14 protein-coding genes and 1 tRNA gene are annotated in these 12,725 nt (G+C 38.6%); 3 read left to right on the top strand and 12 right to left on the bottom strand.

From position 1 onward, the window contains the following. The 7 genes from GSQ74_RS19045 to GSQ74_RS19015 form a co-directional block, all read right to left on the bottom strand. A partial coding sequence (locus GSQ74_RS19045) for an SDR family oxidoreductase (RefSeq protein ID WP_158996497.1) occupies window positions 1-779 on the bottom strand: 779 nt, incomplete at its 3' end. Window positions 780-782: 3 nt separating this feature from the next. Beyond that, window positions 783-1,634, bottom strand: coding sequence for a fumarylacetoacetate hydrolase family protein (locus GSQ74_RS19040; protein WP_158995799.1), 852 nt, complete (start codon window positions 1,632-1,634; stop codon window positions 783-785). A gap of 55 nt (window positions 1,635-1,689) precedes the next feature. Next, window positions 1,690-2,454, bottom strand: a complete 765-nt coding sequence (locus GSQ74_RS19035) for an SDR family NAD(P)-dependent oxidoreductase (RefSeq protein WP_158995798.1) — start codon at window positions 2,452-2,454, stop codon at window positions 1,690-1,692. An 18-nt stretch (window positions 2,455-2,472) separates the two neighbouring features. Continuing rightward, window positions 2,473-2,802: an L-rhamnose mutarotase gene (locus GSQ74_RS19030; protein WP_158995797.1), complete on the bottom strand. Its 330-nt coding sequence runs from the start codon at window positions 2,800-2,802 to the stop codon at window positions 2,473-2,475. 4 nt (window positions 2,803-2,806) lie between these two features. Continuing rightward, on the bottom strand, window positions 2,807-4,048 hold the full coding sequence (locus tag GSQ74_RS19025) for a sugar MFS transporter (protein ID WP_158995796.1): 1,242 nt from the start codon (window positions 4,046-4,048) through the stop codon (window positions 2,807-2,809). A gap of 265 nt (window positions 4,049-4,313) precedes the next feature. Further along, window positions 4,314-6,116 carry a DNA topoisomerase 3 gene (locus GSQ74_RS19020; protein WP_158995795.1) on the bottom strand — a complete coding sequence of 601 codons (1,803 nt, stop codon included), beginning with the start codon at window positions 6,114-6,116 and terminating at the stop codon, window positions 4,314-4,316. Between the two features lie 179 nt (window positions 6,117-6,295). Further along, window positions 6,296-6,368 (bottom strand) — tRNA-Lys (locus tag GSQ74_RS19015). 300 nt (window positions 6,369-6,668) lie between these two features. Between GSQ74_RS19015 and GSQ74_RS19010 the strand changes: the two genes are divergently transcribed. After that, entirely contained in the window at window positions 6,669-7,343 is a 675-nt protein-coding gene (locus GSQ74_RS19010; protein ID WP_158995794.1) for a hypothetical protein, read from the top strand. Between the two features lie 105 nt (window positions 7,344-7,448). Then, on the top strand, window positions 7,449-8,297 hold the full coding sequence (locus GSQ74_RS19005; RefSeq protein ID WP_158995793.1) for a universal stress protein: 849 nt from the start codon (window positions 7,449-7,451) through the stop codon (window positions 8,295-8,297). Between the two features lie 45 nt (window positions 8,298-8,342). Here the strand turns inward: GSQ74_RS19005 and purU are convergent, their stop codons facing one another. Next, the gene (gene purU, locus GSQ74_RS19000) at window positions 8,343-9,170 is read right to left on the bottom strand and encodes a formyltetrahydrofolate deformylase (protein WP_158995792.1); all 828 of its coding nucleotides are present in this window, start codon (window positions 9,168-9,170) and stop codon (window positions 8,343-8,345) included. Between the two features lie 277 nt (window positions 9,171-9,447). Further along, on the bottom strand, window positions 9,448-10,785 hold the full coding sequence (locus tag GSQ74_RS18995; protein WP_158995791.1) for a sugar porter family MFS transporter: 1,338 nt from the start codon (window positions 10,783-10,785) through the stop codon (window positions 9,448-9,450). Between the two features lie 98 nt (window positions 10,786-10,883). Between GSQ74_RS18995 and GSQ74_RS18990 the strand changes: the two genes are divergently transcribed. Further along, window positions 10,884-11,141, top strand: coding sequence for a hypothetical protein (locus GSQ74_RS18990; RefSeq protein ID WP_158995790.1), 258 nt, complete (start codon window positions 10,884-10,886; stop codon window positions 11,139-11,141). A 102-nt stretch (window positions 11,142-11,243) separates the two neighbouring features. On the opposite strand, the gene GSQ74_RS18985 is transcribed toward GSQ74_RS18990, so the two are convergent. The 3 genes from GSQ74_RS18985 to GSQ74_RS18975 all read right to left on the bottom strand — a co-directional run bounded on the left by GSQ74_RS18985 (window position 11,244) and on the right by GSQ74_RS18975 (window position 12,601). Continuing rightward, a complete protein-coding gene (locus GSQ74_RS18985) occupies window positions 11,244-11,576 on the bottom strand; it encodes an RNA-binding protein (protein WP_158995789.1) in 333 nt (110 codons plus the stop codon). Window positions 11,577-11,579: 3 nt separating this feature from the next. Continuing rightward, the gene (locus GSQ74_RS18980) at window positions 11,580-12,071 is read right to left on the bottom strand and encodes a DinB family protein (RefSeq protein ID WP_158995788.1); all 492 of its coding nucleotides are present in this window, start codon (window positions 12,069-12,071) and stop codon (window positions 11,580-11,582) included. A gap of 77 nt (window positions 12,072-12,148) precedes the next feature. Further along, complete coding sequence (locus GSQ74_RS18975; protein WP_158995787.1) at window positions 12,149-12,601, bottom strand: Rrf2 family transcriptional regulator; 453 nt, start codon at window positions 12,599-12,601, stop codon at window positions 12,149-12,151. Window positions 12,602-12,725: the final 124 nt, after the last annotated feature.

The raw sequence follows: 12,725 nt of genomic DNA, 5'->3' as shown, positions 1-12,725 counted from the left end.
GAAATTGCCCGATCCAAATGAACATATCCGCCATCTACATAAACCAATTGCCCGGTTGTATGGCTCGACACCGGTGACAAAAGGAATGCAGCCATATTAGCTATTTCTTCGGATGTAGTCATTCTCTGCTCCAATGGAATTTTTGAAACTATTGATTGAAGTTTTTCTTCTGGATTCGGCAATGTTTCAATCCATCTCTCATAAAGTGGTGTCCAGCATTCAGCTACTATAATCGCATTCACTCTGATGCCATACGGAAGCAATTCAACCGCCCATTCGCGCGTTAAAGCATTCCGTCCACCGTTTGATGCCGCATAGGCAGATGTGCCCCCCTGCCCTGTCTCAGCCGTTTTAGAGCTTATATTGATAATGGAACCCTTTGACTTTTTAAGCCATGGTAAAGCATGATGCGCTATAAGGTAATAATGCACTAGGTTTTTGTGCAGAGATGCCATAAACTTTTCATAGTCTCCATTTTCTAATCCTACGCCATCGTTAACACCTGCATTATTCACCAAGCCATCTATCCTGCCAAATTTATCAGCAATAGCTTTTACCGCGTTTTCACATGAAGCAGGATCAGTTAGCTCAGCAACCACATGATGGGCTTTTCCTCCCACTGCTTCAATAGCTGATACCACTTTAAGGTTATCCAGTTCATTCCTGCCAAAAATTACCGGGATAGCTCCCTCTTTAGCCAGGACTTGTACAATACCCTCGCCTATACCTTTAGCACCGCCGGTAACTATTATTAGCTTATCTTTTAGTTGCAGATCCATATTTTATTTTTTGTAGGCTACCAATTTTTGTGTAGAGGTACCTAATCCATCTATTCCCAATTCTATCACATCGCCCGCTTTAAGATATACCGGTGGCTTCATTCCTAAACCAACCCCTGCAGGTGTACCTGTAGAAATTATATCGCCGGGTAACAACGTCATAAATTTGCTGGTATAAGCAATTACAAAAGGAATATTAAAAATAAAGTTAGCCGTTGTTCCATCCTGCATGGTTTCGCCATTCAACTTAAGCCACAAACGCAGGTTCCCCGGATCTTTAATTTCGTCGGCAGTGGCTATAAAGGGGCCAATGGGTGCAAATGTATCGCAGCCCTTTCCTTTATCCCATGTTCCGCTGCGTTCTATTTGAAACTCACGTTCAGACACATCATTATGCAGCACATAGCCTGCTACATAATCCATCGCATCAGCTTCATCAACATAACTCGCTTTTTTACCTATAACAATTGCAAGTTCCACTTCCCAATCCGTTTTAACCGAATCTTTTGGAATCATAATGTTATCATTTGGCCCAACTATGGCCGTTGTAGACTTCATGAATATAACAGGTTCTGGCGGAGGGGTTGCATTGGTTTCTTTAGCGTGATCTACGTAATTTAAACCAATGCACACAATTTTTGATGGACGACCAATCGGGCTGCCAAGGCGCACATCTTCACTTATTTGCGGTAGACTATTATTGTCTTTTAAAAAAGCTGCTAAACGATTTAAACCGTCAGTTTCAAAAAATTGTTCGTTATAATCTTCTCCAAAGGCAGAGGTATCATAACGTTTATCATTAATAATAACACCTGTTTTCTCTTTACCGGCTTCCCCAAAACGGATCAGTTTCATATTTTATTATTTAATTATAGTTTGGTAACGTCTATAGCTACTGTTTAATTTTATTTTAATTATTTAAAGTTATAAATCCGCCATCAATTGGATAATCGCAGCCAGTCACAAAACCAGCCTCATCTGAACAGAGATACAAGGCTAATGAAGCAACTTCGCTAGGTTTACCCATGCGGCCAATAGGCTGGCTTTTTGATAACTTTTCGAATATCTCTTCTTCTCTGCCAGCATAATTTTGGGCGATGAAGCCATCTACAAATGGTGTGTGTATCCTTGCAGGTGAGATACAGTTACAACGTATATTATGTTGCAAGTAATCACGCGCTACAGACAATGTCATGGCATGGATAGCCCCTTTACTGGTTGAGTACGCGAATCTGTCGGTAATACCCACACTTGCAGCAATAGACGCAGTATTTAATATAACGCCACCATTGTTCACTTTCATTAATGGTACCGCTGCAAAAAGGCAGTTATAAGCGCCTTTTACATTTACATTCATCACCCGGTCAAAATCATCCTGACCCGTAGTTTCTACATTACCAATATGTGCAATACCTGCATTATTGATCAATATATCTATTACACCGATCGAATTAAAAAGATCCACTACATTTTGCTGTTTACTCACATCGCAGGTATAACTAAAGGCTGTTCCTCCTGCTGATTTTATTTCATCGACAGTTGATGCACCGGCTTCCTTATTGAGTTCAATAATATGGACGTTAGCCCCTTGCTGTGCAAACAACAGCGATATAGCCTTCCCAATACCACTTCCCCCGCCTGTAATTACTGCTGATTTGTTTTTTAGACTGAACATATATTTAGAGTATTTCTTTTATAACGTAAATATCTTCTCCATCATTATCCATTTCTCTCCGGGTTTTGATCCCGGTAGACTTTGTTGATATTTCCACATTAAAGTTTCCCAATCCTGCACTTTTTGATTTGACTGATCAAGTGCATTTTTCTTTTCAAAACTAAAATCATTATCAGCCTCAATTATCATGAATAACCGGGTGCTTAAACAATATATCTCCATATTGTTAATACCAGATGATGTAATGCTTGATAATATTTCAGGCCATACATTTTTATGTTGTTGGATATACTCCTCAATTAATTGAGGATCATTTTTCAGATCAAGTGTTAAACAAAATTTCTGCATGTGCTTAGTGCCTGAATACTACTTTTAATGGTTCTTCTTCTTTTCCTTCGCTCGCCGCGTTGACTTTATATCCCTTCCATCCGTACCAAGCCACAACTAAAAAGCAAAATAATGGCACCACGTACGAAATGGAAGTGGAGTATTTATCAGCAACTAAACCCATAGCAACTGGCACTATTGCCCCGCCAACTATCGACATAATTAAAAATGAAGATGCTTTTTTAGTATGATGCCCTAAATCTTTCAGCCCTAAAGCAAAAATGGTTGGGAACATGATCGATTCAAAAAAGAATATCGCTAGTAACGCATAAACAGAAACCCATTCCTTATTTAGTACAACTATTACACAAAGCAAAACGTTGATCAACGCGTAAGCAGTAAGTAATTTATTAGGGGCAAATACTTGCATTAAAGCAGTACCGACAAACCTGCCGACAGTAAATAATATCAAACCAGCAGATAATAATGCTGCCGCTTTAGCATTTTGAATACCGGTATTTGCTTCGGTACAATAGTTTATAAAAAATGCCGCTATACCAACCTGGGCCGCTACATAAAAGAATTGCGCGACTACTCCAAATTTAAAATTGCTGTGTTCAAACAATGGTTTTTTATCCAATTCTTGTGAAGAAACAATCTCACTTTCTTTTATCTCGGGAAGTGATGTTTTTAGGAAAAATCCGGCGATTAATAGTACCACAACCCCAATTACAACATAGATAATCTTAACAGAATCGAGATTACCCGAATGCCCTTTGTCGCCACCAAAGAATAGAAAAATTGCGATGATAGGCCCAAGAAAAGCTCCAACACCGTTGAAACATTGCGAAAGGTTTAACCTGGTTTCAGATGTTTCAGGGCTACCCAAAACTGTTACATAAGGATTGGCTGCTGTTTCAAGGCAAGCTAATCCTGAAGCTAATATAAATAGCGCAACTAAAAAAAAGTTGAAGCTTAATTGCTCAGCAGCGGGATAAAAAAGAAAAGCGCCAATAGCATATAAGCATAGGCCCAGAATAATCCCTTTTTTATACCCGTATTTATTCATGAATATGCCGGCAGGCAAGGCAACTAAAAAGTACGCCCCGAAATAAGCCCCTTGCAATAAAGTAGAACGGGTTTTTGAAATATTAAGTGTTTCCTGAAAATGCTTATTTAAAACATCGAGCAACCCGTAAGCAAAACCCCATAAAAAGAATAGGGATGTAACCAGAATTAAAGGTATAAGGTATTTGTTCCTTGACATATATCAGGTGATAGTGTATGATAGTTTAATATTTGGTATACAAATAAAACAATTCTTTTAGTTTAAATACTCTACGTTATTACCATATCATTATGCAATATTGTAAAAGACGGGGAATTACTTTTTATAAAAGTATAGAATACCAAACATTGAAAAAATCAAAAAAACTGCTCTGGAAAACAACTACAGGAATTTCTGTTTTTAACTGAAGTTCGGGATATAATCTATTGTATTAATTAATTGATAAATAATCAACACAGAAAAATCACTTGATTAGCAACCCTTTGCCAGCAAGTAGTAACTCTTGTGTAATAGCAGTTGTATATGTTCTAATTTCTGCCTGAAAACCATCCACCGAAGCACCAGAGCGGATTTCCTCTAAACGCTTTTCCCAATTACCTGTAAGTTCTGCTTGTGCAATACGATAATCCTTTACTACATTATATACCGCAAGGCCAGTTTGTGTTGGTAAAAGGTTCTTCTTCTCACGCATCACATAGTCTCTTTTTATTAGTGTCTCAATTATCGCGGCCCTTGTTGCCGGGGTTCCTAATCCGCTATCCTTCATGGCATAACGCAACTCCTCGTCATCTATATCCTTACCTGCTGTTTCTAATGCTTTTAGTAAACTGGCCTCATTATACAATGGTTTGGGTTTGGTTTGCTTCTCCAACAAAGTTTTTTCAGTAACAGGCAAATCTTCCCCCTGTTGTACCTTGGGCAATGAGGTGTTTTCTTCTTCTTTCTTTTCTTCATCGGGCTCATTAAAAACGGCCCGCCAGCCGGCAACACCTATAACCGTTCCGCTTGCAAAGAATTTCGCACCCGATTCAACTGTAATTTTGGTGATCTCTTTGATACAATCCTGATGAAAAGCTTCCAACATACGCCCCGCCACCAAATCATAGATCGCTTGTTTATCCGGCGAAAGCTGATAAGGTGATTCGCCGGTAGGCAGTATCGCGTGGTGATCTGTAACTTTTTTTGCATTAACACTGCGCTTATTCAGTTTGGCATCACTCAAAACATTGGCCTGTTTCCCAAATTCCGGATGATCCTTCAACTTTTCAATCAAATTTGGCACTCCCGCAAAAACATCATCCCCAATATAACGGCTACCTGTACGCGGATAGGTAACCAGTTTGCTTTCATATAAATTCTGTAGTAAGGTTAGCGTTTGGTCGGCGGTAAAACCTTTCTTTTTATTTGCCTCCTGTTGCAAGCTGCTCAAATCATGTAAAAGCGGTGGCGGTTCTTTCCGCGGTTTGGCCTCTACATTCAATATGTTTCCCGTAGGCTGCACCTGGTCAACTATTAACTGCGCTTCTTCTTTCGTTTTAAATTTCTCATCGGTAACTGCCTTAAACAACTGCTCATTTTTATCAAGCATAATACTAACCTGGTAAAATGGTTCGGGTACAAAGTTTTTGTTTTCGAGATAACGTGAGCATATCATTGCCAATGTGGGGGTTTGTACCCTACCAAGTGATAACACTGACCTTGTACCTGAAGACAAGCTTAGCGCCTGTGTTGCATTCATACCAACCAGCCAATCTGATTGCGACCTGCAATGCGCGGAATTGAATAAGGTATCATAATCAGATCCCGGCTTTAGATTCCTGAAACCATCCTTAATGGCCTCATCGGTTTGTGAAGATATCCAAAGCCGTTTAAATGGCTTTTTACATTTCAGATAATAATAAATATATCGAAATATCAATTCCCCTTCCCGCCCCGCATCTGTAGCAACAATAATTTCGGTAGCTTCATCAAATAAGTTTTTAATTATATCCAGCTGTTTCCGCACACCGGGGTCTTCGATCATACCATCCTTAGATTTTATTTTGCGGATAGATAGCTTGAATTTCTGTGGTAACATCGGCAAGTTTTGCACGTTCCAACCATAAAAACCATATTCCTGTGGCGGAGCTAGTTGGAGCAGATGACCAAATGCCCAAGTGAAAGTATATCCCTTGCCCTCCATATAACCATCCTTTTTAGTAGTTGCGCCAAATACTTTGGCAATTTCGCGGCCTACAGAAGGTTTTTCGGCAATGATAACTTTCATATGCGCCGAAAGTAGCTATTTACAGTGCGTGCCGCAATGGGTGTGGAAAAGTGTATGGAATCTTATCAATATCAGCGGAATATCCAATGGTTTGTACAAACTAAACAGATTCACTAAGAAGAATAATTCTCCTTAACGCAAAAAAGCCTTCTAATAGTGATTAGAAGGCTTTTACTAGGTGACCTGGGAGAGGATCGAACTCTCGACCCACTGATTAAGAGTCAGTTGCTCTACCGGCTGAGCTACCAAGTCGTTTTTTACCGGGGGTGCAAATAAACAGTTTTTTTTGTAGTTATAAAAGCTAAATCTTAAAATCTAGTTTGCTGGGTATAAAATAAACCAAACGTAATATCAATTATTACACTTGCAACTATTTTAAAATAAACTTTAACTACTTAGTAACTAAGTAATTCAGTTGCATATTTCATTTATAGTTTATAGATTTAATATAATTTCCAATCACCATATTTCTAAACCTCTTTTATGTACCTATATCTTATTATTCTTTTAATACTAACTATTATCGTTGTGGTTGTTGCAAACAAATCACAAATGCTGCGCAATCAGGTTTTTAATCAGAACAACTATGCTAATATTGCGGCCGCCAATAATATTGGAAACCCCAAACCTGCATTTAGCCTTAGCCGAACACAACTTGCTTTTTGGACGGTAATAATAAGCAGCACTTTTATATATGTTGTTATAAATTTTTCTTCGGGCACATCAATTGTAATTCCTAACCTTCCTCCTGTAAATCTGGTACTTTTAGGAATTGCAGCGGGCACAAGTATTGTAGCCAAAGTGATTGATAACAGTCAGAAAGATAATGCAGGCAACTCAATTTCGCAACAGGATTTGCCCTCAAAAGGATTTTTAACCGATATAATTTCTGACGAAAACGGTATAAGCATACATCGGTTACAAAACGTAATATGGACAGCTATTGTAGGGGTTATTTATATATATTACGTGATAATCAATTCCAAAATTCCTGATGGCACTATAATAAACAACGATTTGCTGGGGTTAATGGGCATTAGCGCCGGAACCTATTTAGGCTTAAAAACAACTGAGAATAGCGGAGGTTCGGGTTCCGCAATAATTGCAGCAATATCTACAGTAACTCCTCAGCCTGTTACAACTCCTGCCCCAACAGTAGTCTCAAACAACAATCAAACCGATCCGACAACGTCATCACCGCCAAAGACTACTGAAAAATCAACCTAAATAAATAGTATGAGGATAATAATGACTGTTCATTACATTTATTAACATTTCTTAAAAACATTAAGATTACTTTTAAAGTTGAATAATGTAATATACTTCTATAATATGAAAACCTATCTTGTTCCTATTGATTTCTCAAAAGCTTCAATTAACGCAGCAGAATACGCCGCTGCATTAAGCCATCAAACTAATGTCGGCCATATTATTTTATTAAATGCATATTATGTTTCTATTTATGAAACCAGCTTACCAAGCCCCGACATGGTTTTATTACGTGAAGAAGATATTGAACAAAATGCTGCAGATAGGATAGAAAAATTAACCTCATTAAAACATAAATTAGCTAAACAAGTTAGGCCGGGGGTTGAGATTAGTGTGCATTTAAACCGAACACATCTGTTACGTGCTGTAATTGAAAATTCAATCTCAAAAAACGTTGATCTGATCATTTTAGGAAGCCAGGGAAACAGCAGTAGTGAAGACAGTCATATCGGCAGCCACGTTATTAAAATAGCCAAAGCAAGCCCTATACCAATTATTGTAGTACCTCCCGCTTATACCTTTAAAAAAGTAAGTAGGGTTGTAGTTGCTATCGATTTTAATAAAGTTAAAGATACAGTGCCGCTGGAGGCATTACAACGGTTGCTTGATAAAAAGAAGGCGGAATTAATGGTGGTGAATGTTGATGATAAAGGCAAACATTTACAGGGAGATGCCGAAAGAATGATTGAAGAAACTACGCTGCATAAAATGTTAAAACAATACGATCCGAAATATTTCTTTTTGGAGGATACAGATGTTATTAGTGGAATTCTTCAATTCGCGGCACATAAGGATGCGCAATTGGTTATTGCATTGCCGCATAAGTACAGTTTCTTTCAATCAATTATGCATACAAGCATTTCTCATCAACTAGCCGCAAGTTCGGCAGTGCCGGTATTATTGTTAAAATAATTTGTGTGATACAATAAGTCAAACTAATACAACTCCTTATTCTAATTATTCAAATACCACGGTTTTATTGTTGTAAACAAATACCCTATCCTCAAATACCAATTTAAGTGCTTTTGCCAGTACCGAAGTTTCGATCTCTTTACCAGCCTGAACCATGTCTGCCGCAGTAAAGGAGTGATTTACCGGGATGATTTGCTGCGCGATGATCGGCCCTTCATCCAATTCATTAGAAACAAAGTGAGCAGTAGCGCCAATTAGCTTCACCCCTCTTTCAAAAGCCTGTCGATACGGATTAGCTCCAATAAAAGCAGGTAAAAATGAATGATGGATGTTTATAATCCTCATCGGGAACTTAGCGACAACAGATGGGGATAATATCCGCATAAATTTGGCAAGCACTATATAATCTGTATTGTACTGATCAATTATCGTGGCAACTCTATCTTCAAACTCGTTTTTGCTAATATCTTCGTGCGATACGTGATAAAACGGCATATCAAATCGCTGACATATCTCCTGCAAAATAGCATGGTTTCCAATAACGCATTGCACAGTAGCGCCAAACGTTCCAAAATAGTTGCGTATCAATATATCTGCCAGGCAATGATATTCCTTGCTTACCATTACAATAACCTTTTTACTTGGTTTGGGGTTGATAGATATGATAGCTCCCGGCGGCAATACATCTTTAATATAGGTTTCCAATAATACCTCATCCTTACTATCATCGATATTAAGACGCATGAAAAACAGGTTCTCCGTTTTGTCGACGTGCTCGCGCATGGAGATTATATTAAGTTGATGCTTTGCGAGTATTGCCGATATAGATGCAACCAGGCCAACCTGGTCTTTACATTGAATTACGATGATCATGAATTGCAGATAAAGAATACGGTAAAGATATAAACCTGTGTGTATTTAAAATCAGTATTTTTCAAATACCAAGTAAATAATACTCCCAAAAAAGCCTTTGAAAAATTCAAAGGCTTTTTTGGGAGTATTATTTATCAGTCACCGGATCAGGTGTTGCCGGGCCCGGTATGGCAATTTATTAACAGTAGATTGGGTAAAAGCGATGAATGACGAAAAAGTCAATAGCAAAACCCAACCTATATTGATTTTATTTTTCATTTAATTGATGTTTTAAAGATTAAACACTCGCGTATAGCTCTTCAATTTTTTCGAGGGGAACACCTTTGGTTTCGAACACATACCTGCTCACAAACAACACCATGCTGATATTGATAATACCATAAATACCAAATGTTACCACTGCACCTAATTGAGCTAACATAACAGGAAAGGTTAAGGACACGATGGTATTGGCAACCCAATTACCAAATACCGCGATAGATGTCGCGTTGCCTCGTATTTTATTAGGGAATATCTCGGCGACGTACACCCATAGTACAACACCCCATGTACAGGCAAAACCACCTATATAAACAAATATGGTAGCCAACACAAAGTAATTGTGCAGCATATCAAAGTAAAATAATGCAGCCAGTGTAAACATACACAAGCCCATTATGCATGAGCCTGCAAGTAATAGCTTTTTACGCCCCAACCTATCGATAAGCGGGAATGCCAGCAATGTGAATATTAGATTTACTACACCTGTTAAAACGGTTTGGAATAGCACACTCCCACCCACATGTGTTTTGGCAAATATCAACGGTGCATAATAAAATACGATATTAATACCTGTAAGCTGCGCGATAGACGCGAATACAAGGCCTATTATCACTACTTTTTTGAAGCGAGGCGACAGCACATCCCGTAATGCGGGTTTCTCTTCTGAGGCTATGTTATCACTTACTATTTTAACCTGCGCCTGGCTTTCCTTATCAGAGTAAATTTTGCCGAAGATCTTTTTAGCATCGATTACTTTATTTTGGGATATTAGCCACCTTGGGCTCTCGGGCACCAAAAGCAATAAGAAAAAGAATATTCCAGAAGGTATCACAGCTGCTGCAAGCATATAGCGCCAGTAATCATCCCCTGAAGATAAAAATGAGCTGTTTACGATCAGATAATTGGAGATAAATGATAGCAATATACCCGTTACAATAGCCAGCTGCTGCAACATACCTAGCCTACCCCTGAATGCTGGTGGGGCAACTTCTGAAATATAAATAGGTGCAAGAGTTGATGCCATCCCTATTGCAACACCACCGATCAGGCGATAAATAACCAGTTGCGCGAAACTGCCTGCGATACCACTACCAATAGCCGCAATAACATACAGCACTGATGTTACTATCATCAGGTTTTTACGGCCGTATTTATCGGCCAAATAACCGGCAAATAATGCACCCGGGATACAGCCTATTGAGGCCGCTGCGACCACCAGTCCAAGTTCAGCATCATTAAGATGGAAATAAGGTTTTAAATATTGCAGGGCGCCGGCTATTACTGCCGTATCAAACCCAAATAGTAGCCCCCCTAAGGCGGCTACTATTGATATTAATACTGTGTAACTTTTCATTTATATGATTTAAGTTTATATAAACACGTCAACCATTATGGTTGCTCCATGGTATACAAAAAGTTTATTTGTGTTGGTGTTAAAACGGTATTATATAAATGTACATCATCTATCCAACCTATGAAATAGTTTGCACCATAAAAGCAGGTAAAAACTTATCACTAAATTATTTAAGGAACCAGGGCAAGCATATTTATGTAAATGCTGAAATGCTGTGCAATGAAAAAAGTTACGTATCCATTGATCCTGAAATTGTATTGATTGGCAAAGAGCGGGTAAATAACCTGAACTTATTAATCAACAACCTGCCTGTAAAATGCCGGATGATATTCAGGTTGATTAAAGAGGATGGCTAAAGTACAAAGAAGCTGCCGCGCTGCTTAACATATCTGTTAAAACAGTAGAAAACCAATTGGCAATAGTCTTAAAAAGATAGCTTTAGCCTTGAAGAAAAGTAATTAATAACGCTTATCCTGCTGCCCTCTTCTCGGGCGTTTTCCTTTTACTACCGGCCTTTGGGGTTGGTATACAGGTTTTACGGGCTCGGGCTTGGCATCAGCTACTCTAACAGTAATTTTCCTGTCGTCTATTTCAGCGCCATTTAATGCGGCAATAGCCCTATCGGCACCGGCCTCATCATTCATATGAATAAAACCATAGCCCTGGCTTACACCGGTTTCTTTATCGGTAATAACGGTAACCAGATCAACCAAACCGTGCAAGCTAAACAGCTCCAAAAGTTCCGTTTTATCCATATCACGAGGAAATCCTACAACAAATAGTTTGGTCATATATTAAGCTACAAGGGGTTTAACCAAATTTACCTGACCAATATGGTAGGCTACATGATTAGCACGGCTTAACAACACACTCAGCCTGTTTCTGGATGGATCTTTCTCAAAATCCTCGTCTGTCATGGCGTTGTGGCGCTTAAACCATTCCGTTGCTGGTAAATTTACAAAAAGTTCGTTTAATTCGGCATGTACTGATTGCCAGAAATTTTTCAGTTCAGCTAATGAAGGAAATTCAGCCTTGTCATTATCAGCATTTTTCAGAAAAACTTCATAAAGTTCAGGCTGGGATGCTTTTCCCAAGCCCAAAGTTTCCTTCAGGGCATCATGGTAAGCGGCTAAATGTCCGTATAAATAAATTATCCGGTTTTTGCCTGGCGCTACCACTGTATAAAATTGTTCGTCGGTAAAAGCATTAAACACTTTTTCGGCATGTGCAATTTGGGTATTCCAGCCTGCAAGTCCCATTTTAGCAAAAAGCTGTTGTTGATCCATGCGCAAAGATGTATATACAGAATATTATAGCGATATATTCAAAAGAAATTTACGCATTGCTGACGCTGTACTGATTATTAAGATTCCATGCTCAATAAAGATGCTCCAAGCGTTGATTCCCGGGCAATAATATCAGCAATAGTAGTTTCGGCTAAAATTTTTAAGGTTGCATCCCTAATGTCAATAAACATCGCCCTTATACCGCAGGTAACTTCGTCCTTACATTCGTCACATTTATGGTAAAAATTAAGACTGGCACACGGTACCATAGCTATAGGGCCATCAGTAAGGCGAAGAATTTCCGAAAGATAAATCTCTTTGGGATCTTTATTGAGCGCATATCCCCCACCCGATCCCTTTTTGCTGTATAAAAAGCCGTGATTACGCATTTCGAGCAGAATAGATTCGAGAAATTTTTTGGGTATTCTTTCCAACTCAGCTATCTGAGCAATTTGCATGGGCGGTTTATCTACATTTTTACCCATGATAATAAGAGCCTTAATGGCGTATTTGGTTTTTTTGGACAGCATAAAACAAATTAACTCTCAAAAATAAGAATAATTTGGGAAACAACGAGACTTGTATTATCAGCCCATTAAATATCACGCTAATAACGATATAAGCTTAAATAAAAACACGTTTACCAACAAAGTT

This window comes from Mucilaginibacter sp. L196 (assembly GCF_009765905.1).
In the GTDB taxonomy this organism is placed as follows: domain Bacteria; phylum Bacteroidota; class Bacteroidia; order Sphingobacteriales; family Sphingobacteriaceae; genus Mucilaginibacter.
The sequence above is the reverse complement of the archived record's forward strand: the minus strand, read 5'-3'. Positions and strand labels throughout refer to the sequence as shown.